This window comes from Nitratireductor soli (assembly GCF_001050155.1).
GTDB lineage: Bacteria > Pseudomonadota > Alphaproteobacteria > Rhizobiales > Rhizobiaceae > Nitratireductor > Nitratireductor soli.
Genome location: NZ_LFVY01000003.1, coordinates 32,827 through 56,734, shown reverse-complemented (window position 1 = coordinate 56,734; position 23,908 = coordinate 32,827). Strand labels below are relative to the sequence as shown.

Annotated in this window: 22 protein-coding genes and 1 pseudogene; 16 read left to right on the top strand and 7 right to left on the bottom strand. The window is 63.5% G+C overall.

Features of this window, described 5'->3' with window-relative positions; all coding sequences use genetic code 11:
- The first annotated feature begins 148 nt into the window (after positions 1–148).
- Entirely contained in the window at positions 149–949 is an 801-nt protein-coding gene (locus tag AB843_RS04290) for an IclR family transcriptional regulator (RefSeq protein ID WP_342021905.1), read from the top strand.
- Positions 950–1,001: 52 nt separating this feature from the next.
- Here AB843_RS04290 and AB843_RS04285 read toward each other — a convergent pair whose 3' ends face one another.
- On the bottom strand, positions 1,002–3,014 hold the full coding sequence (locus tag AB843_RS04285; RefSeq protein ID WP_048645571.1) for a DUF4139 domain-containing protein: 2,013 nt from the start codon (positions 3,012–3,014) through the stop codon (positions 1,002–1,004).
- Between AB843_RS04285 and AB843_RS04280 the strand changes: the two genes are divergently transcribed.
- From AB843_RS04280 to AB843_RS04255, 6 genes are all read left to right on the top strand, one after another.
- On the top strand, positions 3,001–3,333 hold the full coding sequence (locus AB843_RS04280) for a hypothetical protein (protein ID WP_157384421.1): 333 nt from the start codon (positions 3,001–3,003) through the stop codon (positions 3,331–3,333). The two genes, AB843_RS04285 and AB843_RS04280, sit on opposite strands and share 14 nt — an antisense overlap.
- Positions 3,334–3,760: 427 nt before the next feature.
- Entirely contained in the window at positions 3,761–5,026 is a 1,266-nt protein-coding gene (gene repA / locus AB843_RS04275; protein WP_048645805.1) for a plasmid partitioning protein RepA, read from the top strand.
- Positions 5,023–6,084: a plasmid partitioning protein RepB gene (gene repB, locus AB843_RS04270; protein WP_048645569.1), complete on the top strand. Its 1,062-nt coding sequence runs from the start codon at positions 5,023–5,025 to the stop codon at positions 6,082–6,084. The genes repA and repB overlap by 4 nt, the downstream gene beginning before the upstream one ends.
- A gap of 225 nt (positions 6,085–6,309) precedes the next feature.
- Complete coding sequence (gene repC, locus AB843_RS04265) at positions 6,310–7,710, top strand: plasmid replication protein RepC (protein WP_048645568.1); 1,401 nt, start codon at positions 6,310–6,312, stop codon at positions 7,708–7,710.
- An 83-nt stretch (positions 7,711–7,793) separates the two neighbouring features.
- Complete coding sequence (locus AB843_RS04260) at positions 7,794–8,165, top strand: antitoxin Xre-like helix-turn-helix domain-containing protein (protein ID WP_048645804.1); 372 nt, start codon at positions 7,794–7,796, stop codon at positions 8,163–8,165.
- A complete protein-coding gene (locus AB843_RS04255) occupies positions 8,131–8,670 on the top strand; it encodes an RES family NAD+ phosphorylase (RefSeq protein WP_425286796.1) in 540 nt (179 codons plus the stop codon). The genes AB843_RS04260 and AB843_RS04255 overlap by 35 nt, the downstream gene beginning before the upstream one ends.
- A 6-nt stretch (positions 8,671–8,676) precedes the next feature.
- Here the strand turns inward: AB843_RS04255 and AB843_RS04250 are convergent, their stop codons facing one another.
- The 4 genes from AB843_RS04250 to AB843_RS04235 all read right to left on the bottom strand — a co-directional run bounded on the left by AB843_RS04250 (position 8,677) and on the right by AB843_RS04235 (position 10,850).
- Positions 8,677–8,916, bottom strand: coding sequence for a WGR domain-containing protein (locus AB843_RS04250; RefSeq protein ID WP_048645566.1), 240 nt, complete (start codon positions 8,914–8,916; stop codon positions 8,677–8,679).
- A 178-nt stretch (positions 8,917–9,094) separates the two neighbouring features.
- Complete coding sequence (locus tag AB843_RS04245; RefSeq protein WP_048645565.1) at positions 9,095–10,201, bottom strand: site-specific integrase; 1,107 nt, start codon at positions 10,199–10,201, stop codon at positions 9,095–9,097.
- On the bottom strand, positions 10,201–10,596 hold the full coding sequence (locus tag AB843_RS04240; protein ID WP_048645564.1) for a type II toxin-antitoxin system VapC family toxin: 396 nt from the start codon (positions 10,594–10,596) through the stop codon (positions 10,201–10,203). The genes AB843_RS04245 and AB843_RS04240 overlap by 1 nt, the downstream gene beginning before the upstream one ends.
- A complete protein-coding gene (locus tag AB843_RS04235; protein WP_048645563.1) occupies positions 10,596–10,850 on the bottom strand; it encodes a type II toxin-antitoxin system VapB family antitoxin in 255 nt (84 codons plus the stop codon). The genes AB843_RS04240 and AB843_RS04235 overlap by 1 nt, the downstream gene beginning before the upstream one ends.
- A 271-nt stretch (positions 10,851–11,121) precedes the next feature.
- Here AB843_RS04235 and AB843_RS04230 point away from each other — a divergent pair, with 271 nt between their 5' ends.
- From AB843_RS04230 to ybaL, 9 genes and pseudogenes are all read left to right on the top strand, one after another.
- On the top strand, positions 11,122–12,075 hold the full coding sequence (locus AB843_RS04230; protein WP_048645562.1) for a DUF1403 family protein: 954 nt from the start codon (positions 11,122–11,124) through the stop codon (positions 12,073–12,075).
- Between the two features lie 2 nt (positions 12,076–12,077).
- Positions 12,078–12,764, top strand: coding sequence for an SMC-Scp complex subunit ScpB (scpB, locus tag AB843_RS04225; RefSeq protein WP_048645561.1), 687 nt, complete (start codon positions 12,078–12,080; stop codon positions 12,762–12,764).
- On the top strand, positions 12,761–13,675 hold the full coding sequence (locus AB843_RS04220) for a hypothetical protein (RefSeq protein WP_048645560.1): 915 nt from the start codon (positions 12,761–12,763) through the stop codon (positions 13,673–13,675). The genes scpB and AB843_RS04220 overlap by 4 nt, the downstream gene beginning before the upstream one ends.
- Positions 13,672–14,094 (top strand): toll/interleukin-1 receptor domain-containing protein, encoded by a 423-nt coding sequence (locus AB843_RS04215; protein ID WP_053086093.1) that lies wholly within the window; start codon positions 13,672–13,674, stop codon positions 14,092–14,094. The genes AB843_RS04220 and AB843_RS04215 overlap by 4 nt, the downstream gene beginning before the upstream one ends.
- Positions 14,095–14,124: 30 nt before the next feature.
- Complete coding sequence (locus AB843_RS04210) at positions 14,125–14,577, top strand: hypothetical protein (RefSeq protein ID WP_157384420.1); 453 nt, start codon at positions 14,125–14,127, stop codon at positions 14,575–14,577.
- A gap of 380 nt (positions 14,578–14,957) precedes the next feature.
- Positions 14,958–16,104: pseudogene (locus AB843_RS04200) on the top strand (IS3 family transposase).
- Positions 16,105–16,258: 154 nt separating this feature from the next.
- Complete coding sequence (locus tag AB843_RS25455) at positions 16,259–16,690, top strand: hypothetical protein (protein ID WP_157384419.1); 432 nt, start codon at positions 16,259–16,261, stop codon at positions 16,688–16,690.
- Positions 16,691–16,800: 110 nt separating this feature from the next.
- A complete protein-coding gene (gene secD / locus AB843_RS04190) occupies positions 16,801–19,344 on the top strand; it encodes a protein translocase subunit SecD (protein ID WP_048645557.1) in 2,544 nt (847 codons plus the stop codon).
- A 110-nt stretch (positions 19,345–19,454) separates the two neighbouring features.
- On the top strand, positions 19,455–21,161 hold the full coding sequence (ybaL, locus tag AB843_RS04185) for a YbaL family putative K(+) efflux transporter (protein ID WP_048645556.1): 1,707 nt from the start codon (positions 19,455–19,457) through the stop codon (positions 21,159–21,161).
- A gap of 252 nt (positions 21,162–21,413) precedes the next feature.
- On the opposite strand, the gene AB843_RS04180 is transcribed toward ybaL, so the two are convergent.
- Positions 21,414–23,090 (bottom strand): Na/Pi cotransporter family protein, encoded by a 1,677-nt coding sequence (locus AB843_RS04180; protein WP_048645555.1) that lies wholly within the window; start codon positions 23,088–23,090, stop codon positions 21,414–21,416.
- A 3-nt stretch (positions 23,091–23,093) separates the two neighbouring features.
- Complete coding sequence (locus AB843_RS04175) at positions 23,094–23,828, bottom strand: HAD family hydrolase (RefSeq protein WP_048645554.1); 735 nt, start codon at positions 23,826–23,828, stop codon at positions 23,094–23,096.
- Positions 23,829–23,908: the final 80 nt, after the last annotated feature.

The window sequence follows — 23,908 nt, the reverse complement described above, 5'->3', positions numbered from 1 at the left end:
CACAAACGCCGTTTTCGGGTCGACGCCCGAAAAATGCGTGATAGGGTGAAAGGCAAAGTATCGCTGAGCGATACATTTGTATCGTTAATACGATAAGTGTGCTACGGTTGATGAGTCAAACGGTTTTTGGAGGTGCGGCTTGCGATATGTGCAAAGAGCCGAATACGGCGTGCCACCGGCAACCAGCGTCGATGATGGCGACCCGTTGTTCGTGCAGGCGATCGCCCGCGCCATGCAGCTGCTTTCCGCCTTCCACGACACGGGAAAGCCGCTCACTTTGAACGAGATCGCCTCGATGAGCGGCATGGGCAAGAGTGCTGCGCAGCGCGTTGTCCACACGCTGCGCCAACTGGGCTACATTCAGCGCGATGCGGACGATCGCGGCTATGTGCCGGGCATTCGCATCCTCGACCACACGCGCGACTATCTGCGCCTCAACCCGCTGGTGGCGCGGGCTTCACCGGTGCTTATGGAACTGCGTCGCACCGTGCGCGAGCGCGTCGATCTCAGCCTGCGTGACGGGTTGCGGCTCGTCTATGCGGCGCGCCTGCAGAGCAAGCGCGAGACATTTTTCGCCACGCTGGTCGGCCAAAGCGTGCCGATCTATTGCACCTCGGGCGGCCGTGCCGTGATGGCGCATCTGAGTGACGCCCAAGTGGACGACATCATCGCCCGCTCGGACCGGCATGAGATTACCCCGAAGACGATCACCGATCCCGAGAAGATCCGCGCCAAGGTGCGCGAGGCGCGTGAGAACGGCTACGCCCTGGCACTGGAGGAAATCCTGCAGGGCGAGATCGCCATCGCCACGGCGCTTTTGGCGCCCGACGGCACGCCGCTCGGCGCGATCCACATCGCCGGCTCGCTGAGCGAGTGGGATGCCGAAACCTATTGCCGCCGCTTTGCCCCGCTGGCGGCGGAAGCCGCCGGCGCGCTCAACCGGTTTTGAGGCACAAATGCAATGATCGGCATCAAGCCTCGCCGCTCATGTCGGCCGGCCGTCAGAATGTGCGGATGAAGTCCCTCACCTCGTTCTGCAGCGCCTTGTACTGCGTCTCGGCTGTCTCGCGACGTCCGGCCAGGGTGGCGATGTCGTCTTCGGTCTTCTCCAGCATGGCGAGATAACGCTTGGAAAGCGTGCTGTCACTTGGAGCCGCGGCAAGGTTGTCGCGGATGCGCGCCTGATCGCCTGCCGTCCGGGTGATCGCTTCTTCGATGTCCTGCATTTCCAGTTCGGCTCGGACCGCGCGGCGGCGCAACTCGGCAAGTTCGCCGAGCTTGGTCGCTGTCCCGGGATCGGCGGCGGCGCCGGCCCAGCCGAACAGCGCTTCGGCGTCCGCATCGACCAGCGCGAAGGCGTCCGTGCGGCTGCGCTCGGCGGTGACCTCGATTTCGGCGGTGCCGCCCGTCTCCACATTGACGCGAAGCCGATGATGCGTCGGCGTCGACGACGCCAGCGCCTCCGACGTGACGCGCCAGCCGTCGCGCCGCGGATGTTCGACGATGACGGTGCGCGGCGCGTCGGCCGCGCCCTTGATCGCGTATGTGGTGGTCAGGCGCGAGAGTGAGGTGGCGCGCAGGACGCCGTCGGCGACGGCGATCTTGCCGACAATCTCCTGCGGCTCCGTTTGCGTGGTGACCTCCACTTTGCGGTCGGCGGCGAAGCTGACCATGCGGCTTTCGCCGCCGGGGACGCCGGCAAGCTGAGCGTCGCCGACATATCCGTCGCGCTGGTCATAGACCGTGAGGATGCCGGGCGGCAGGCTCGCCTCTGTCTTGTTTTCGAGGAACAGGGCGGCGACCGGATGGATGTCGCCGCGTTCCGGCTGGAAGACGGAAACCTGCTCGGCCGGCACCTCGGCATCGATGAACGGCAGGGAGAGCGTCTGCCCTGCCTTCAGCGCGACGGGGAACGGCAGGCGATAAGTGGCCGTCGTCTGCCCTTCCTGGCTGGTGACCGCGCCGGAAGGTGCCGCGAGCTGCGCTTCCATGGCCATCGTCGGTGCGGGCGCCATGGCGAGCGCCCGCTTCTGCCGGCGCGCTCCGCCCATCGCGTCCTGGGCGAACTCGGCATCCATGCCGGCGGCATTGTCGAGGCGGGGCGGCGTCGTGCTGCCGGCGGTCACCGGCACTTGCGGGCGCTCGTGCCAATAGCGCTGATGCAGGCGCTGGGCGAGCGTCACCGGTGCGCCGGAGGACAGGGTGATGGCGACATCGCGCCAATCCTCGCCCGTGGCATTCTCGATCACCGCCCATGCCTGCAGCCGCGCCGCGCCGCCCTCTTGCGACACCAGGCGATAAGCGGTCTTCCAGACAGGCGCCGGCACGACGTAGGAGATGCCCACGTCGCGCGCGCCGTCGCCTTCGAGCGCGATGGAAATCCGTCGCACATCATCCATGCGCCCGCGGCCGCTGACCTCCGCAGCCTCGCGCAATTTGTCGCGCATTGCCGCATCGAGAATCTCGAAGACGGTGTCCGTTCCAAGCCGCAGCGCCTCGACCTGGCCGGTCTCGGTCATGACGGACAGGGTCCGCTCTGTGGTGGCGTCATCGCCCGTGCCGTGTCGTTCGCTGCCGACACCGAGCACGGTGCCTTCGACGGTCCGCCCGCCGGATGTGGCGCGAACCGGCACGCCCTGCAGCGAGGCGGCCAGCTCCGGCAGGGAACCCATCGTCTCCGGCCGGAACGGCAGGCGGCGGAATGTTTCCTCGACCGGCGACAATCCGTCGAGCGTCAAGCCACCGACGGTTCCCGAGGGATCGCGCACGACGAGGCTCTTGAGGATATCGTCGACCTGTTCGAGCGGCACGTCGATGGCCAGCGTGCCGGCACCGTCGACGCGCGCGCCGCGATTGATTTCAGCAAGGCCGCCAGACGACAGCGTGATCGCCTCGACTGCGCTGGTGGGTGCATCCACCGCGCCGGCCGGGCCGGCGATCAACGGTGCCGCGACCGTGGCGCACAGCATCGCCGCCCGCGTCGTCGCCAGAGATGCCTTCGTGACGGTCTTCATTCCTGCCTCCTGGCGCTGGTCATCGATTGGTGACGACTGGATCGCAATCGGCGGGGATTGGCAAGTGCGCACCCCTCCCCTCCCCTCCCCGCCGGTGATTCTGTTCGTCAACCGGCAAAGAACCTTCCGGCGCGGCGGTTTTGTGTTGAAGGCTGCTGGCAGCTATCGATGGGCGCTGGCGGATATTAACTTTCATCGCCGCGAACGTTTCAGCCTCGCATGGCGGCTCGCCAATCCTAAGCACGTGGAAACATTCGGGAATTGGGGCACGCATGGTGCGCCGATTGTGACGGCGCTCGATGCGAACTGCCGCCGTTAACCCTTTGTTAACCAAAAATTTCTTGACGCCAGACCGACCCTCAGCGCCAATAGTTACGGTGTTGGCGGCGATCAAGTGAAATCGGCGTAACCACGCGGCAAGGATGTTACTAGCGGCTGCCGGCGATTGCCGTGTTCGTTGTATTGCGTTCGTATGGAAGGCGTATCTTCGCCCCCAGGCGTAGGCCACTCGCCGTATCACGGCGAATCGGTTTACGTTGTCGTAACGGTTTGCCGGTCCGCGCCGCCTGGCGGTGTGGGGGTCGATCCGCTGCGGAGCACGCATTCCGCCTGCGTACGCCAGCACTGAACCTACGGTGTTGACAGTTGTCAACGCGCGCCTGGCGGGACTGGATTGCGAGGAGCAGCGTGGCATGGACCATAGCGACATTGCCGGCGAGCACGATGGAGAGCGGGACTTGGACAAGATGGCGGAGATAGCGATGGACGGCGCGGGGAGCACGAAGGTGCTGGCTGCCGACGAAGCCATCGCCGCCGATGCGGCGCAGCTTTCAGAGCAGTTGCGCGCCATGCGCGACCGGCTGTTTCCACCGGCGGCGCAAAAGACACTGCGGACTTTTTCCAGCGGCGAGGCCGCCAAGCTGATCGGCGTGTCGGATGGCTATCTGCGGCAATTGTCGATCGCCGGAGAGGGGCCGCAGCCCGAGACCGGCGCCGGCGGGCGGCGCTTCTATTCACTGGCCGACATCCACGCACTGCGCCACCATCTGGCGACGCAGGCGCGCGCCAAGGGCAATTTGGCCAAGGCACGCTCCTATGTGAAGTGGCGCGACCCGGAGCGCGAGCATCTGCAGGTCATCGCCATCACCAATTTCAAGGGCGGCTCTGGCAAGACGACGACCAGCGCCCATATGGCGCAGCACCTGGCGCTGGAAGGCTACCGGGTGCTGGCGGTCGACCTCGACCCACAGGCCTCGCTGTCGGCGCTGTTCGGCTACCAACCGGAAATCGACCTGTCGGGCAACGACACGCTGTATGGGGCGATCCGCTATGACGCCGAGCGCCGGCCATTGTCGGAGATCGTCCGCAAGACCTATTTCGACGGGCTCGACCTGGTGCCGGGCAATCTCGAGCTGCACGAGTTCGAGCACACCACGCCGCGCATGCTGGCCGAGCGCGAGGCCGGTGGCGGGTCCGACGATTTCTTCTTCGCCCGCATCCAGAGTGCGCTGGCCTCGGTTGCCGATGATTACGACGTGGTGGTGATCGACTGTCCGCCGCAACTCGGCTTCCTGACGCTGTCGGCGCTGTGCGCGTCGACATCCGTCATCGTTACCGTGCATCCGCAGATGCTGGACGTCGCCTCGATGAGCCAGTTCCTGTTCATGACGGCAGATCTCCTGTCGGTGGTGCGGGCGGCCGGCGGTACGCTGAATTTCGATTTCCTGCGCTATCTGGTGACGCGCTACGAACCGAATGACGGGCCGCAGACGCAGATCGTCGGTTTCCTGCGTTCGCAGTTCGGCGGTCGCGTCCTGACAGCGCCGATGGTCAAGTCGACGGCGATTTCCGATGCCGGACTGACCAAGCAGACCCTCTACGAGGTGGGCCGCGACAACTTCACCCGCACCACCTACGACCGGGCGATGGAAGCGTTGACATCTGTCAACGCCGAGATCGAGACGCTGATCGAGGAGGCCTGGGGCCGCAGCGGGGCGGGGGATGCGGCATGAGCAAGCGCAAGGACCATCTGAAGGCGCTGTTCGGCGGCGGGCCGATGGAGGGTGAAGCGCCCTCCCCGCAAGCCGCGCCGCGCGCGCCGGAGGTGAAGTCGGCGCCCAAGCCTGCTGCGAATGAGGCGCCGCGCAGCGCCTCCGGCGCGGTCAAGGCGATGGGCTTGTCCCTGTCGTCCATGACGCGCGAGGTGGAGGACGCCCGCGCGCTGAAGGAGAGCCTGGCCAAGGGCGAGCGGGTCATTCCCGTCGATCCGGGACTGATCGACCCCTCGTTCGTGCGCGACCGGCTGAGCCGCGAGGATGATGGCGACGAGGATTTCGCCGCCCTGGTCGAGAGTGTGCGCGAGAGCGGCCAGCAGGTTCCGGTTCTCCTGCGCCCTCACCCGACCGCCGCCGGCCGCTTCCAGGTCGCCTACGGCCATCGTCGCGTACGGGCCGCCGCCCGGCTGAAGCAACCCGTCCAGGCCATCGTCCGGACGCTCAGCGATGACGAATTGGTGCTGGCGCAAGGCAAGGAAAACACCGAGCGGCGCAACCTCTCCTTCATCGAACGGGCTTTCTTTGCCGCGGCGCTGATCAGGCATGGTTTCGAGCGCGGCGTGGTGCAGCGGGCGCTGTCGCTGCACAAGGCGGAGATGACGCGGCTGCTGCAAGTGGCCGACGCCATTCCGGCACAGATCGCCAGCGCCATCGGTCCGGCGCCGAAGGCCGGCCGGCCGCGCTGGATGGCGTTGGCGGAGTTCTTCAAGCGCGACGCGGCGATCGTCATCGCCCAGGATCTGATTCATACGGACGATTTCAAGGATGCAGAGTCCGATGTCCGTTTCCGCATGCTCCATGAGCGTCTGGCGCGCCGCTCGGCGAAGAAGGCCGATGGCGGAAAAAGCCGCGCCATCGCCGATACGAATGGGCGGCCGCTGGCCAAGATCACGCTCGGTGCAAAGCCGCGCCTCGATTTCGACGAGGCGGCACGACCGGGTTTTGCCGGGTTCCTGGCGGATCTGCTGCCGGAACTGGCGGAGCGGTTCGACAAGGACCGTGCGTCGGACGCATGAGGAATCCAGCCGGAAGGTCCGGTTGCACGAATTGCCGATCAGACGGATCGGGTGAAGCGAGGAAGACGAGAGAGGAAAACGCGTAAGAAAAAAGGCCCCCAGAACGTTGCCATTCCGGAAGCCCCTTTCGATGTAGCAATCTGAAAGAATCACTTCCACCGTTCAATGTCAAGCACCGGTACGTTCCGGTGGGTGTCTTTTTCTTGCCGATTGAAAGGTAAGACAATGACGGACAGATTTGCGATCTCGCCTTTCGGCGGGAAGGGGTTGGCGCGCGCCCAATTCATCGTCAATGAGCAGGTGCGGCGCGCCCGCAAGGCGCTCGACGCGGTCTCGGCCGATCAGGACGGGCAGACCGGGGGCGAGGCGGTCAATGCGGTCGATAAATGGCAATTGCTGCGGGCCGTCACCGAGGCGCGGCTGATGCTCGGCCTGGCCGACCGGGCGATCGTCGTGCTCGAAGCGCTGGTCAGTTTCAACAGCGAGCGGCTGCTCGATCCGGCCGGCGCGCTGGTGGTTTTCCCGTCCAATGCCGAGCTTTCGCTGCGTGCCCGGGGCATGGCGCCGGCGACCTTGCGCCGGCATCTGGCGGCCCTGGTGCACGCCGGCCTGATTACGCGCCGCGACAGCGCCAATGGAAAGCGTTACGCGCGGCGCGGCGAAGACGGGCAGGTGGAAGAGGCCTTCGGCTTCGATCTTTCGCCGCTGGTGCTGCGCGCCGCCGAAATCGAGACGTTCGCCGTCGAGACGCGGCGTCATGCACGGGCCTTGCGCGCGCTGAGGAGCGAGGTGACGATCCATCTGCGCGATATCGCGGCCATTGTCCGGGCTGCCGAGGAGGAGGGCAGGGGGCGTTCCTTCGCGCCGTTCGCCGAGCGCCTGGCGCACTTGTCCGGCCGGCTTGGCCGCAACACGGACTGGGAGACGCTGAAACTGCGCCGCGATGGACTGACCAGCCTGCGCCATGAGGTCGAGCGTGCCTATATCGAGGGTTTGAGCGAGGCCGATCTGGCGGCGTCCGACGCTATGGTGCTGTATGATGATTCCACAAATATGAGCGGCAATGACCATCAAAATGAGCGCCATATTCATAATTCAAACCCAGACTCCCAATTTGAAAAAGGCACAGAAACTGTTGAAGAGCGGGCAGCGCTGAAACTGGAAACGAAGGCGGCGGTTGCCAACGGGCAATTGCGACGGGGAGAGGCGGCCGGCGAAAGGCCGGAGCGGGTGAAGCTTGGCGGCAACGATGGGACGCAGGACCGGGCGCCGGCGATCGGCTTTGACGTGGCGACGTCCGCCTGCCCGCAAATGGGCGATTACGCGCCCGGCGGGCTGACCGGCTGGCGGGATTTCGTCAAGGCTGCCGAGACGGTGCGCTCCATGCTTGGCGTTTCCCCCGATGCCTGGGCTGAAGCGCGGACGGAAATGGGCGAGATCAACGCGGCGATCACCATTGCGGCGATGCTCGAACGGGCCGAAGCGATCCGCTCGCCGGGCGGGTATCTGCGCCGGCTGACCGAGCGTGCCCAGGGCGGCTCTTTCTCCGTCAAGCCGATGCTGAATGCGCTGCTTGCGGCGCGGCGGAAGGCGGTTGCCGCAGGACAGGGCAGTGGCGGGACTTGAACCGAACACATTTTGCGCATAAATTGACAGTGGATCGTTCGGTATTCGATCAATATGCGTTCAATATGTGTGAGGATGAACCCATGACAGCGGCCGAACTGGACTTTGCAGCGGCGCATTTCGCCGAAAAGAGCGCGCCTTTCCTGTCCGCAAGGCGGGTTTCGGAGCTTCTCGGCGTGACGCTGGCCGAGCTGGCGCGCCTCGTCGGCGTTGCCCGCAACACGCTGACGGCGAAATCCGGCCAGCGCAAGGTCGACCAGGCGTTGAGCCCGGTGGTGCGCATCCTGGCGATGGCGAGCGCGATGGCCGGCGATGAGCATCGCGCAGTGATCTGGTTCAAGCATCAGCCAATCCCCGGCTGGGCCGGCAAGACGGCCTATGATCTGGTCGGCGAGGGCAAGGCCAACAAGGTGCTTGCCTATCTTGAAGCCGTGCGCGCCGGCGTCTATGCCTGACACGCCGACGTCCGAGACCTTGTGGCGCGCCTATGTGCCGCGTTGGGCTCATGCACCGCTGTCGGGCGAGGGTGCGGCGCGTTTCGGCGGGCGCTGGAACCCGGTGGGAACGCCGGCGATCTATGCCGCGCGTGAATTGTCGACGGCCTGGGCCGAGTACAATCAGGGTTTTGTCCAGCACCCGGCGCTGATTGCCCAATTGCTGCTGACAGGCGCGCGGCTGGCGGATCTCACCGTTGAAGATGCGCTGCGGGCGCTCGGACTTGCAACAGACCTGCACCAATGCGAGTGGCGCGCCATGCTCGATGCAGGGGAGGTGCCGGACACGCACCGGGCGCGTGATAAGCTGCTTGCGGAGGGGTTCGACGGCGTGACCTATCCCTCCTTCATGTCGCATGGCGGCAGTTGTGTCGCCCTGTGGCGCTGGAACGGCAAGGATGCCCCGATACTGGCGGTCGTCGATCCCGAAAGCCGCCTGCCGAAGGATCCCGCATCCTGGTTGTGAGCGCTTTCAGCCCCGATAGCCGCGTCGCTGTTTGCGATGGGCCAGGCGGGCGAGGGCGGTTTCGGCGGCGGCGGCGGTCTCGAACAGCTCGATCTTCATTTGCCCGTGTGTGCCGATCCGTCCCCATTGGCGGACCAGCGCCGCATCGCCGAACAGGCTGGGTTCCACCGACAGCGCATAGAACCGCGCCCTGTTTCGGGCCGGGTCGCACTGGGTCAGGAGACATTGGTGGCGGTTGTTCTGCATGGCCCGGAGGCTCGCCGAGACGGGCCCACGGGTCCAACGCATTCGATGAATCGATCCGGCGCGACCGATTCATCGTGTTGATGGAACGGTTTACGAAATCATCGATATGGACCGCCCGGCGCTCCTGTCGCCGCTTGCCCGAACCGCCATGCGGGATCCGAAAGCGGGAGGGGGCTTTTCAGAGCCCGCTCGCCTTGGTGAGGTTGACCCTAAAGCGATCGCGCCGTCTCTGGTATTTTCGGGTCATTTCGGCGCTGGTATGGCCAAGCTGTTTCTGCACGTAGCGCTCATCGACCTCGGCCGATGAGGCGAGGCCAGACCGTAATGAGTGTCCGGCAAAGAGCCTTCCGCGCTCGCCTTCCGGCAAGTCGCCGCGTACGCCGGCGGCCATGGCGGTCCGTTTGACGAGGCGGGCGATTTCCTGATCGTTCAGCCGCTCGCTGCCGACCTTCTTTCCTTGGCCGTTCACTCGCCGAAACAGCGGCCCATGGGCAATACGGCCAAACCTCAGCCAGGTCTCCAGAGCGATAACGGGGCAGGTGACATCGGAGGAGCCGCGGCCGATCTCCACTTCGCGCCAACCGGTTTTGCCGCGCAGCGTAACCAGCAGGCCCTTGTCCAAAATTTCGATCCAGCCGCGGCCGTCCTCGGTCTGATCTCGGCCCAAGTCGAGGCCGACGATCTCGGAGCGGCGCAAGCCGCCAGCGAAGCCGATCAGCAGCATGGCGCGATCGCGCAGGCCGCGCAGCGTGCCGCGGTCGAGCGTTTCGAGCATGGCGATCAGATCCTCGGGCAGGATTGCTTCCTTCTGCCGGGGAGGGGCGGCGTGCGTGTTGCGGATGCCGGCCATGACCGTCGCGATGTGGCGGTCTTTTCTGTCCAATGGCTGGCCGCGCTGGGCATAATTCCAGGAAAGGGAGGAAAGGCGTCGTTCGATCGTTGACACGGAACTGGGCTTCGTGTCGCCGGTCGCCGTGCCCGAAGCGCAGGCGGTGATGTAGAGCCCAACGGTTTGCGGATCTGGTGGAAGCATTTCAAGGCCTTGGCGCCGGCACCAGTTCGAAAAATGCCGCCAGTCGGACGCGTAGGCGCGGCGGGTGTTGGCCGAGCTTGCGGCCTCCACATAGTTGCGCGCGCGCTCGGCGAGCGTCTCCAGATGGGCCGGTAGATCGGACGCCGGCTGCGGGGGAGGGGAGGGGGCTTCGGCTGGCGTCTGGCCCATTTCCGCAACGATATCGATAATGTCGGGCAGATCGTAGTCGGAAAGCGGTGATCGTGCAGTCATCACGAACCTCCTGCCGCCTGAATGTCGGTTCGGGCAAAATCCTCGCCCTTATAGAGCAGGGCTTCGCCGGTCACGGCTGCAAGGGCATAGGAAAAGCAGTCGCCATAATTGAGTCCGGCGGGATGTCGGCCTTTGCCGAAGCGCCGCCAGGCACGCCTTGCCTGATCGGCGTGCTCCGCCGCAACGGCAACGATCTCTACGTCGGCCTTGTGCAGCCACAAGTCGAGCTCGGCGCCACCCGGCTCACCGAGGCGCGTCTCGAGCACTATGGCTGCCTCGAGCAGGGTCGCGGCCGATAGAAGGCGAACGGGATCGTCGGCGATCCGTTGCTCGAACGATGATGCTTCCGGCTCGTTGAGGGCGATGGCGACGATGGCGGAGGTGTCGATGACCATCAGTTCGGCAGTCCGTTCTCGTCGTAGCCGATAACTTCGTCTGCGCTGCGACTGTCCAGGACAGGCAGGATACTCCAGCGCCGGCGGATGGCGGCGAGATCTTCCAGGAGTGCCGCCTTGCGGGCATCGGATCCCACACGGCGCAGCCGCTCCTCGAGCGCGCGTTTGGTTGCAAGGGTGATGCTCTCGCCAGTCCGCTCGGCGAGTTTCCGCGCGAGAAGCTCTGTTTCACGGTCCTTGATGCTGAGGGCCATAGGGTGTTCCTTGGTTCCTATTTATCTATCTTCTACCTATATAGCGCATTCTGCCCCAATTTACACGACACCTTGAAACGCGTTCTCTTGTCGAGCGGGGTGTCCCCGAGCACGCTTTTCAGCATCTTGCGCGACGAGAGAGGCCATTTTGCATGGGTCGCATAAAACGAGCGATAATGCAAGATTATCGGTCGTTTTTAATCACCGACAGGTAGGGCGGTTCTCCCGCAAATATATGGCACAAAGCGCCGTCATGTGCTAGCCTCTCACCATGAAATCTGATGCTGATTTGGCTGCTGTCGACCGCGACATCGTCCCCAGAGTGCCGGCCTGGGCGCGGCCGCGCGGCGACGTCCAGCGCGATGCGGACGCCGGCTATTTCGCCGGCGCGGCGTTGAATTCACTCGACAATCTGGTGCGCAGCCAACCGGTTTGGGCCGGGGTTTGGCGGCAGCGCCTCGCCCTGAAATCGGCGGCGGCGGCGCTGCGTTTGCTGGGGCGAACGGAAGAGGAGCCGGCGCTCCGTGACGCGCAATTGTTCCGCGCCGCCGGCGACGATCCGGGACCGGCCGGAAAGGTGTTGCTTGCCTGGAGGCGGCTCGCGGGCCGATCGACAGGTCTGGAGGAGGAGGCGATCCGGCCGGTCGCCGATCTGCTCGACGTGAAATGGGACGAGGCGCTCGCCGATGTCCTCGCCAATGCCGAGGACCTGGCCGGCTCGCCCCGGCCGGCGCCGGTGGTGGCGGCCGAGCTTGGTGCCGAGCTGTACCGGGCGCGGCCGGATGCGGAACTGCTGGCGTTCTGGCTGGCCGATGCGATGCTGGCGCAAAAACTCCGCTGGCCCTTGCCGGTGCCCTTGCTCATGGGGCATGTGGCGTCTTCTGCGTTCAAGACCGGCGCGCCGCGCCGGCGCATTCGTCCGGGAGGGGAGGGCTGGGGCAGGGTGGTGCTGCTCGTCTATGCCCAGGCGGCGGCGGAGGCCTGCGATCTCGGCGCCGACCTTGGCAGGCGGGCCGCGCGGGTCCTCGAGGTGGCGCCGAAGCTGCGGGCCAAGGGGTCCGCCGACGTGGTGAAGCTGCTGCTCGACGACGACGTGCTGCCGGCGTCGTGGTCGAGCGCCAAATTGTCGGAGCGCGGGGCGCGGCGGCTGTTCGAACGGCTGCAGGACCTCGGTGCAGTGCGCGAGCTCAGCGGCCGTCCGACCTTCCGGCTCTATGGGTTGTGACCATGGCGAAGCGCGCAAAGCAATCCCGAAGCCTGGCCTTCGATCCTGAACTCGCCGAGTTGCCGGTCGAGATTCGCTGGCGCGAATGGATGAACCGCATCGAGGCGGTGCTGTTCGCCGCACCGCAGCCGGTCGAGCGGCCGGCGCTCGCCCGCATCGTCGGTCGCGAGGCCAGTATCGAGCTCTTGATCGAGGACATCCGCGCCGACCTCAAGGGCAAGCCCTATGACGTGGTCGGCGTCGCCGGCGGTTGGCAGATGCGCACGCGACCGGCCTATGCCGACGCGATTCACGCTTCGATGGCCCTGCCGGATCGGCATATCGATTTCACCCAGACGGAGCTCATGGTGCTGGTGTCGATCGCCTATCATCAGCCGATCACCCGGGGCGGAGTTTCCGACATCATCGGCCGCGAAGCCTCCCGCGATGTGATCGGGGCGCTGCGCGACAAGAACATGATTACCGCCGGGCCGCGCAGCCCGACGCCGGGAGCGCCATTCACCTATGTGACGACCAAAGCGTTTCTATCGCACTTCAGCCTGGAAACCCTGCGCGATCTACCCGACCTGGAAGCACTCGAGGATGCAGGCTTGCTCCATCGACACGAGGGTACGACCGCGAGCATGCCCAGCCTCGGCATGGTATCCGATCATTTCGAGGGAGCTGACGAGGAGGGCCTCTCGGCATGACCTCCACGTCACTCTCATCGGCGACTGACGAGTTTGCGGCGATCAAGCACGACATTGCCAAGGAGCTGTTCCTGAAGACCGCCGACCAGACCTACGTGGTCGCTCGTTGGTGTTTCCTCAATCGCCTCTACCTCGATTTCTACTGGAACGCACTGCATGCCCTGGAAAAGCATCTGAAGGCGGTCCTGCTCGTGAACGGCCTGTCGGCGAAGCTCGCCGACGACGGGAGTAAATATGGCCACGACATCATCAAGCTCTTTGCGACAGTGCGGTCGTTGGCCCCGGACCACTTCCCGCAGACGCTCGAGCGCCCGTCGGACCTCCAGATGGAACGTTGGCGCGACGAGTCCGTCGAGGATTTTCTGGGACGGCTGAACGGGCTGGGCCAAGCCGAAAATCGGTACAATGTCTTCGGTTTCTCGCAGCAGCCCGAGGACCTGCACAAGCTCGATGTCTTGGTGTTCGCGGTGCGGCAGCTCTGCGTCCCTCTCGACGCGCCGTTCTGGGGGCGCCGAGCAGATGCGCCCAACGACAAGACCTTCCGGCAGATGCTCATCGCGCATCCAAAATCCGTGCTGCGCAGAGTCGGCACCAAGTTCTACGATCTCATCGGTCGCAAGGGCACCGAAGCCGTGCGGGAGGCGGCCCTTACTCACAACCTGCCTTTCGCTCCCGATGACTATGATCATGGTGAGCTGCGCAATGGCTGGTCGGCCGACAACCCGGTGCTCTATCGCCGTATCATCGTCCATGCGGAAAGCGGCCGGCTCAGGGCCAGCGACGCAATTGGTCTCGCTGGCGTGTGCGATTGGCTTCTGGCCAATGTTCAGTTGTCCCATGATGTGAAGAACCAGATCCTTGCGGCCAGAGACAAGCTCCTGGCGCAAGCAAAAAAGGAATCCGTTGCGTGACCGACAAACCGGACGTGTTCATCAGCCATGCGTCACCGGACAAGGACGCCTTCGTTCGGCCTCTCGCGGAGGCGCTTCGCAGGTTGGGCGTTGCGGTATGGTACGACGAGTTTTCCTTCGAGCTCGGCGACAGCATTTCGCAGCAGATCGATCGAGGCATCGCTAACGCGCGATTCGGTATCGTTGTGATCAGCCAGGCCTTTATCTCGTGGAACTGGACGCAGCACGAGCTTCGCGGCCTGGTTAGCCGCGACGTCGACCAGGATATCCGGATCATTCCTGTCTGGCATGGCGTCACCAAGAAGGATGTCTCGTATTTCAGCCCGTCCCTCGCCGACAAGTTCGCGATCGATACGAGCCAAGTGGACGCGATGGAGGCCGCGATCCGGATTCTGCGCGCTGTCCGACCGGATCTCTAATCGGCGCACCCCCGCGCCGAGCTCGAACGGTTGGCGAATGGCACCGCAATTGCCGAGCTCCAGGCCGAAATCGAAGGTCTTCAATCTGAACTCGAAGAATATCGGTGCCCTCATTGTGGTGCGGCGCTCTCAATACGCGCCGATGCCCCCATGGATGACGAACAAAAGCATAGGGACGTCGTCGAAGAATTCGAGTGCGGTTTCCGACGTTATGGCGGTTCGCTAGACAGACCGTGTCCGCACGATCCGCGTTTCCCGCGGTTCGAGGACTACGACGTCGTCATTGAATCCGATCCGCGGGGTGGCAAGGAGAGGTTCACTGCGATGGCTCGACCGAAGACAGCCATGGCAAAAAAGCTTCGCCTCAACGTAGGCTCCGGTTCGAGCGGGGAACAGGCTCGAAACCGGCTCGAAGCTCACTATCTCTATGCGGCCGGAAAGATGACGAATGACGAGTGGTTCAGAGCAACGGCCGGCGGGTAATTGATTGTCGCGAACCGTGCCGACCGGGGCGACGCGTTCCTAGAATATCGAGGGGGTATAAAAGTGGCGGTAATTATTCTCATTCGGCGGGGAGCCAGCTCGTGACGGGCTCGGTTCAGGACGGCACCCCGGTCGAGCGGCAGTTGAGCCTCGATCATCTCATGGAGGATCGGGACTATCTGTTCCGCCTGGTCAACACGATTGAGTGGGAGTAGGGAAAAGTAGGTTTCGGGGCGCCGCTTGAGGATAGCCGCCCTTGGACGCCGCGATTTCCCACGGCAGCTACGCGTCCCCATATCGGCCATAGAGATCAGATTTGGCCTGCTGCCGGTTTCTTGGACACCGAGATAAGATGTTTTTGACGAAGCCGGAGTTTGTGAATGCGGAGAAGGAAGTTCAGCGGCGAGTTCAAGCTTGAGGCGGTGAGACTGGTCCGGGAATGAGGCGTGTCAGTCGCCCAGGCTGCCCGCGATCTTGATCTCCATGAGAATGTGCTGCGCAAATCGGTCAGGGAACTGGCAGCCGTCCAGCAGCGTGCGTTTCCCGGTCACGGGCAGATGAAACCGGAGCAGGTCGAGATCGAGCGGCTGCGCAAGGAGGTCGCAAAGCTCAAGGCGGAGCGTGACATCCTAAAAAGGACCGCAGCCTACTTTGCAAAGGACGCGATATGAGGTTCGCGTTCATTGCAAAGCAACGTTCGATCTGGCCGGCGGCATGGCTCTGCGAAGCGCTGGATGTGTCGCGGTCGGGCTTTCATGCCTGGCTCACCCGGGCTCCCAGCGCACGGTCGCGGCACGACAGGCGCTCCTCGGCGCGATCGACCGCAGCGTCAAGAGCAGCGATCGCACCTATGGTGCACGCCGTGTCTGGCACGATGTCCTCGCCGATGGGGTCTCGTGCGGCCTGCACCACATCGAGCGGCTGATGCGGGAGAACGGCCTGCGGGCGCGACCACGCTGGCGGGGACTGCCGAAGGATACAGGAGAGCGGGCAGCGGTATCGCAAAACCTTCTCAACCGCGCGTTCGCGGCATCGGCTCCGAACCGGAAGTGGGTGGCCGACTTCACCCATCTGTGGACCGCCGAGGGATGGCTTTATGTCGCCGCCGTCATCGACCTGTTCGCCCGCCGCGTCGTCGGCTGGGCGATGAAAGCCGAGATGACGGCGCAGCTCGTCACGGACGCCCTCATCATGGCGATCTGGAGGAGAGGCAGGCCCGACAGCCTCATGCATCATTCGGACCAGGGGAGCCAATATACGAGCGAGCAGTTCCAGCGCCTGATGGCCGACCACGGCATCATCTGCTCGATGAGCCGGTCGGGCAATGTCTGGGACAATGCGGCGATGGAGAGCTTCTTCTCCTCGCTCAAGACCGAGCGGACGGCTCGCAAGGTCTACAGGACGAGGGATGACGCCAGGGCGGATGTGTTCGATTACATCGAGCGCTTCCACAATCCGCGGCGCCGGCACTCGACACTGGGCTACCTGAGCCCCGTGGAGTTCGAGGAACGAGCTATGTTAGCTTAACCTCGTGTCCGAAAAACCGGCAGCAGGCCCGCACGACCCCGTCGAGAAATCAATGGGGACGTGGGCCAGCGTGGAGAAGTTCTGGCGGTAGGGTGAAAACTCCACTACTTAGGTTGGATGATCGAAGTGAAATAACTCGAACAACAGCAACTGGATGACCGAAGCGCGCGAAAGCAGGAATCGTTTGAAGGAGAAGACCGGCTTGAGGGTACGGGCTCTTCTTTTGCCGATCATGCTGTTGGTTGTGCTCGCCTCGCTGCAATGGATCTCAGCGCCTGGCCAACGGGCCGGAGCGGGGCCATTGCGAGCTGATGCAGAGCTCGCTACAGGCGCACGAGCTGCTGATCCTGCCCTTCGCGTTCGCGATATTGCGCGCGTCGCTATGCTCGAATGGCGCGCTCCAGGCAAGGAGCGTGCCGGGTCGCCGAAGCCTAAAGGCGGCGATCCGGTTGGATTGCTTCCCAGTGACGTTCCTTTCGTCGCTCCCAGCGGGCATGCCCAATTTCTCTCGACCGAGCGTGCGATTGAGCTGATTGCTCCGACGCTTGGGTTTGACGCGCGCGCACCGCCGGTTCGCGCGGTCTGACCCGGGACGCCGCTTGGCGGCGTCCCCCAACACAACACTCCTCTATTCACGATCGGTGTCGCCGGCGGACTGGGTCCGTGCGCGGGCGCCGTGATACATGGATTCTCATCATGCGCACCTCCCGCTGGTTGCTTGCGGTCTATCTTGCCGTCGTTTTTGTCGGCCTGCTCGTGGCACTCCCAAATTTTCTCACGCCGACTCAGCTCAGCGCCCTCCCGGGCCGGTTTCCAAAACAGCAGATCACGCTTGGACTCGACCTTCGCGGCGGATCGCATCTCGTGCTCGAGGTCAATGCCAAGGCGCTCGTTGAGGAGCGCCTGAAGGATCTTGTTCGCCAGTCGCGGCAAGAGCTGCGGCAAGCAGGGATCGAGACCACATCCATCCGCCGTCAAGGAGACGCCGTCGTTATCGCGCTGAAGGATCCGGGACGGCAGGCTGATGCTGTCGGCACATTGCGGCAGCTTGCGAACCCGGTCGGCGGCCTTTCGCTTGGCACGGTCGGGGGTGCCGATCTGACGGTAACGCCTGATGGGCGGAGCCAGGTGCGCCTTACGCTTACAGAGGGAGGTATGCGGGATCGCGTCAACGCCGCGACCGAGCAGAGCCTCGAGATTGTCCGCCAGCGCATTGACCAAGTCGGTGTCGCCGAACCGAGCATCCAGCGCGTTGGGACCGACCGCATTCTCGTTCAGTTGCCCGGCGTCCAGGATCCTGCGCGCATCCGGGAGCTGCTTGGAAGTACCGCGAAGCTCAGTTTTCACATGCTGTCCGGGGCCGATCCGTCCGGGCGGGTGCCGGCGGGCGTCAGTTTGTTGCCGGCGAGCGACGGGCAGGCACGCTACCCGATAGAGGATCGGGTAGCCCTGTCCGGTGAACGGCTGAGCGATGCCCGCGCCGGCTTCGATCAGCAGACGAATGCGCCCATCGTTTTGTTCCGCTTCGACACCGCGGGTGCGCGGCAGTTCGCGAAGATCACGACGGAAAATGTTGGCCGGCCCTTCGCCATCGTGCTTGATGGAAAGGTGCTGAGTGCGCCGGTGATCCAACAGCCGATCACAGGGGGCTCGGGCCAGATCAGCGGAAACTTCTCCGTCGCTGAGGCATCGGACCTCGCGGCCCTGCTGCGCGCGGGCGCGCTTCCGGCGCCGCTGACGGTGATCGAGGAACGCACGGTCGGCGCCGATCTCGGCGCCGATGCAATTGAGAAGGGGTTGAAGACAGGTCTCATAGGCTTCGGCCTCGTCTTCGCCTTCATGATCGCGCTCTACGGCCGTTGGGGACTCGTGGCAAATCTGGCGCTTACCCTGAATGTCCTGCTGACTCTTGGGGCGCTCAGTCTGCTTGGCGCCACCCTCACCCTTCCGGGTATAGCGGGTATCGTGCTCGGGATCGGCCTCGCGGTCGATGCCAACGTGCTCATCAATGAGCGAATCCGTGAGGAGACGCGCAAAGGTCTCGGCGCATTGGCGGCGCTCGACGCTGGCTTCAAGCGCGCCTATGCGACGATCGTCGACTCCAACGTCACGGCGCTGATCGCCACCGCTCTCCTGTTCTGGTTCGGATCCGGACCGGTCCGGGGTTTTGCCGTCACCATGGGACTCGGCATCGTGATCTCGATGTTCACAGCCGTGTCGATCGTGCGCGTCATCATGACTGCGATCGTGGGTCGCTGGCGGTTGAAGACGCTCGTCATCGAGCCTGCGTTCGGCATCAAGCTCATTCCCGACGGTACCAGTATTCGATTTATGCGGGGCCGCTTCGTCGGGATCGCCGTCTCCGTCATCCTGTCGCTCGTCTCGATCGGGCTGTTCGTCAAACCCGGCCTCAACTACGGCGTCGACTTCCGCGGCGGCATTCAGATGGAGGTGGTGACACAAGGCCCCACCGATCTTGCGACGTTGCGTTCGGGCCTCGACGGACTCGGTCTTGGCGAGGTTGCCTTGCAGGAGTTTGGCAATGCGTCGACCGTGCTCTTGCGCGCCGAACGCCAGCCCGGCGGTGAGGAGGCGCAGACGGCGGGGGTGCAAAAGATCAGGGAAAGACTCTCGCAGATCGCGCCGGGATCGACCGTCGAGCGGACCGAGGTTGTCGGACCGAAGGTGAGCGGTGAGCTTGCTACCGCCGGCATTCTCTCGGTTATCTTCGCGAGTCTTGCCATGCTCGTCTATATCTGGGCACGTTTCGAATGGCCGTTTGCCGTGGGCGCCATTGCGACACTGGTGCTTGATGTAACCAAGACCGTCGGTTTTTTCGCCTTGACCGGCATTGATTTCAACCTCACGGCGATTGCCGCGCTGCTGACGCTGGTTGGCTATTCGGTCAACGACAAGGTGGTCGTCTATGACCGCATGCGCGAGAACATGCGCCTCTACAAGCAAATGAGCCTACGCGACATGATCGACAAATCGATCAACGAGACGCTGGCGCGCAGCCTCTATACGTCGATCACGGCCTTTCTCGCCATGCTGCCGATGGCGATCTGGGGCGGCAGCGCAGTCAAGAGCTTCGCTGTGCCGATGGTGTTCGGCATCATCGTGGCTGCAAGTTCATCCGTGTTCATTGCGGCTCCGATCCTTCTCTTCCTCGGCGACTGGCGCAAGCGGCGGCGCGCACGGGTGGCCGCGACGGATCCGGAGTTGGCGCCGGAGGGATAACAATCCCCAAAACCCAACAACGAGTAGCCCGCCCGAAATGTTCGGGCGGGCTACTGGCAAAATCAGCACAGTCGCATCAAAGTGAACAATACTCAGAAGGCTCTTGCAGCATGCCCCATGACACACCCTTGATCGCAACCATCGTCGCCGGACTCGGCATCGCCTTTGTCCTCGGAGCCGTCGCAAATCGGCTACGCATTCCGCCTCTGGTTGGTTATCTCGTTGCGGGCGTATTGGTCGGTCCGCACACGCCCGGGTTTGTGGCCGATCAGAGCCTAGCACCGGAACTCGCGGAGATCGGCGTCATCCTGCTCATGTTTGGTGTGGGGCTGCATTTCTCGCTCAAGGATTTGCTGTCGGTGCGGGCTATCGCCGTACCAGGAGCGCTTGCCCAGATTGCGGCGGCGACCGCTATGGGGGCTGGCCTTGCCTGGTGGCTGGGATGGTCGATCGGGGCGGGCCTCGTGTTCGGTCTCGCACTCTCCGTCGCCAGTACGGTCGTTCTGCTGCGCGCTTTACAGGAGCGCCGACTCATCAACACCGAGCGTGGACGAATTGCCGTCGGCTGGCTGATCGTCGAGGATCTCGCGATGGTTCTCGCTCTCGTTCTGTTGCCGGCGCTGGCAAGTGTCTTGGGAACGAGCGACGCAGCCGGAAGCGATCCCATTGCAGCCCGTTTTGGCCTGGGCATTTGGGGTGTGCTTGGCCTGACGATCATCAAGGTGGTTGCCTTCGTCGCCTTCATGCTCCTGGTCGGGCGACGGGTCATTCCATGGATCCTGCACTACATCGCGCATACCGGATCGCGCGAGCTGTTTCGCCTTGCCGTTTTGTCGATTGCACTTGGCGTTGCCTTCGGCGCGGCGAAACTCTTCGGCGTCTCGCTCGCCCTCGGGGCATTTTTTGCCGGCATGATCTTGAGCGAGTCCGAGCTTAGCCATCGCGCGGCCGAGGAATCACTGCCACTGCGCGACGCCTTTGCGGTTCTGTTCTTCGTGTCCGTCGGCATGCTGTTCGATCCGACAAGCCTGATGCGCGACCCGATTCCCGTCCTGGGTGTGCTGTTCATCATCGTTCTCGGCAAGTCGATCATTGCCTTTCTGATCGTCAGGCTCTTCCGCCACTCGGCCGAGACGGCACTGACGATTTCAGCGAGCCTGGCGCAGATCGGCGAGTTTTCCTTCATTCTCGCCGAACTCGGCGTGGGGCTAAATCTGCTGCCGGAGCAGGGGCGAGACCTGATCCTGGCCGGTGCGATTCTTTCTATTCTTCTCAATCCGTTGTGTTTTGCCGCCATCGACTGGATGAAGCCGGGTCGTGAGCAGGAAGGAACGGCGGCTCGCGACGAGGGGTCAAGATCGAAGATTCACGCGAATAGCCCTCCCATCCCGTTGACGGCGCTGACGGCGCACAACGTCCTCGTCGGCTTCGGTCGGGTCGGAAGTCTGGTCGGACAAGAGCTGAAGGAAAGCGGACAACCGCTGCTCGTGATCGAGGATGCCGACAAGGCCGTCTCGTCGCTCCGAGAAAGTGGCATCGAGACGGTCGTCGGCAATGCCGCGGCGCCCGATGTGCTCCATGCGGCGAATCTTGCCGCTGCGCGCCGACTGGTTATCGCAATCCCCAATGCCTTCGAGGCCGGGCAAATTGTCCTTCAGGCGAGAGAAGCGAGTGCTTCGATCGACATTATCGCCAGAGCGCATTCCGACGCGGGGGTGGAACATCTCACAAAGCTCGGCGCGAATACCGTTGTCATGGGCGAGCGGGAGATCGCGCGCGCCATGGTCAACTACGTGACCGGACGTCGGCCGGCGTGAGGTTGCTGTCGCGACCGGTCGATGACCCGGATGATTGCCGGGCTGTTGATGTCGATCCACGGCCCCCACCACCACCTGCCTGGCTGCTGCCAGAGTAACCGGAAACAGGCTCGATGCCTGGTTCCGGTTTCTCCATAAGCACGAGGAACCCCGCCTGTGCGGCAGGTTCCCCCGTCCCAGCCTTGACCTGAGACCCGCGTTTCTTCCACTTCAGCGCGGAGTCCGTGGCAGATCAGAGCAATCAGAGCACAGCTAGGCGTACTCGTCAGGAATCATTACTAGCCGGCTCTCAAGAAGGTCGCCGCGCTCCCGGAGAAGGGGATAAGCAACCGTGGTCAGCAGCGCATTGATCTGTTTTAGATCGCGGATCGTTTCCAGATGGATGCTGCTGGTTTCGATGCTCGCCGGGATGCTGCTTTGTAAGCGTTTCATGTGGCGTTCCCGGCTGGCGCGCTCCATATCCCGGAGCTTGTCCTTTTCCGACACGAGTTGTCGCGCCGCATCCGGATCGCCTGACACCACGATGTTGAGTGCGAGTTGAAGATTGGCCAGGACCCGATCATGCATGCGCGTGATGTCCTCCATCCCATCCCTGGAAAACACCAGCTTCTGATTGCGCTTCTGCTCCGCCAGCCGCAGCAGATTGTTGGAAATGAGGCTGCTGACATGCTCGAGGTTCACACCTATGCTTGCGACTTCCATCGATCGCTCGGCATCTTCAGCTCGCATCTCACGCCGAGTAAGCTCGGCGAGAAACATCTTCAGGTCGGACTGAATGTTCCGGATCTGTGCATCGGTCCTGCGGCAGCGCAGGATGGCTGCTTGATCGCCTGTCTGGAATATGTGCATCAGCGGAGCGAACATTTTCTCGATGAGTGTACCCATGCGCAGCAGCTCGCGCGTTGCGCTTGCGAGGGCGAGGGTAGGGGTGTCGAGGGCCGTGCGATCGAGGGCAGACCGCGCGCTATCCCCGACATCATCCTGAGACCGGATTTGCGGGACCGGCATCATGCGCAGCAGAAGCTTTTCCGTAAGGGTAACCGTCGGCAAGGCCCCAATCAGCAAGAACCCGTTAAAGGCCAGGTGTAGATTGACCAATTGCCGCTCTGTGCTCTGGCCAAGAGCGTCGAGCAGATGCGGCCATTGGGCTACGGCTACCAGGAGAACGACAGCGCCAATGGCGCGATAGGCAAAGTTTCCAGCCGGAACACGGCGTGCTTCCGTGTCAAGACCGCGCGCAAGCCCGATTGCGATCAGTCCGCTTCCCACATTCGCGCCAATCACAAGCGGAACTCCCAACTCGAGCGGGATCAGGGATTGTGCGGCAAGCGATGCGATAAGCAGGATGGTGGCAACGCTGGAGTGAACCAACCAGGTAAAGACCGCTCCGACAATGAACGACATGATGATGTCCCCCGCCAGCGACCGCGTGATCGTTGGCAGAATAGTGCTGCCGCGCAAAGGTGCAGTGGCCTCGCCGATGAGCTGAAGCGACAGAAGCACGAACGCGATCCCCATCAGTACACGGCCGATTTGCTTCAGCAGCCGGGTGGGGGACTTCAGGAACAACCCTCCTCCCGTCGCAAGCAGCACCGGCGTGAGCCAGCTCAAGTCGAACGATAGTACCTGAACGACGAGAGCGGATCCGAGATCCGCGCCGAGCATCAGGCTCAGGCCCGTCGAGGCGCTGAGGAAACCACTGGCCACAAAACCCGCCGACAGCATGGCGACGGCGGTCGAACTTTGCAGCAAGACGGCAAGGCAGGTGCCGGCGAGCGCAGAAACGGCCCGTCTGTTGCCGGCCTGTCGCAGGAGGTCCTTGAGTTCGGAACCGCAGGCGCGTTCCACCCCCGTTCGCACCATGCGAACCGACCAGACAAGCAGCGTGGCGGCCCCGATCAACTTGATCAAGATGAGCGATGTCGTCATGGCTTAGCCCTCGGACGCGTGCGCGGTCCCTGTCTGGCTGACATCGGCTTTGCTGCTGGAAGGGGAGGTGCCCCGGCGCGATCTCTGCAGGACTGGAAGAGCCAGTAGATCAGTGAAGCTCTCGACCGAGAAATCCGCCTTGTTTGCATCCGTATCTGGATTGAACAGAATTGTCGTCATGCCGAGCGCCTTGGCGCCGTCCAGTTCATATTGCGCATGACCGACGAAAGCCGCATTGCCCGGGCTGACGCCGAGAGGCGTCAGGGCAGCCAGGTAGATTTCCGGTTCGGGCTTGACGATCTGCAGTTCCCGGGAATCTGCATAGCTGTCCCAGATGTCGTGAATGCCGACGCTGCGAAACCAGCGGGTCTTCTCATCGCGGGAGTTGAAGGTGTTGGTCACGATGCCAAGCTGGAAACCGCGCTGCTTCAGCGCGTGCAGCGTGTCGGCGACCCCGTCGAAAAACTGGACGTCGCCTTGTTGTTCGTGCAACAGGCGCAACCCGTCAGCCATCTGGTCCGGATCGGTGATGCCATAATGCGCCAGGAGCCAACCGAAGAACGCTGGGGCGTCGATCTTGCCGGCATGCGCTGCAAGACGCATTCCGCGTTCAACGGGATCTTTCCGGGCAGGAGCGGGAAACCCCCGTTCGGTCAGGAACCGGGCCACCTCGGCGTCGCGCCGCGGCTTGCTGTAGAGGACGTCGCCAGCGTCAAACAGTATTGTATCGATGGTCAAGGTGTGTCCTTTCCTGCGGATACTGGATGATTTGGGCTTGGAGGAGGTCGCCCCGGTTCGCGATCCGGCCGGGGCGATAC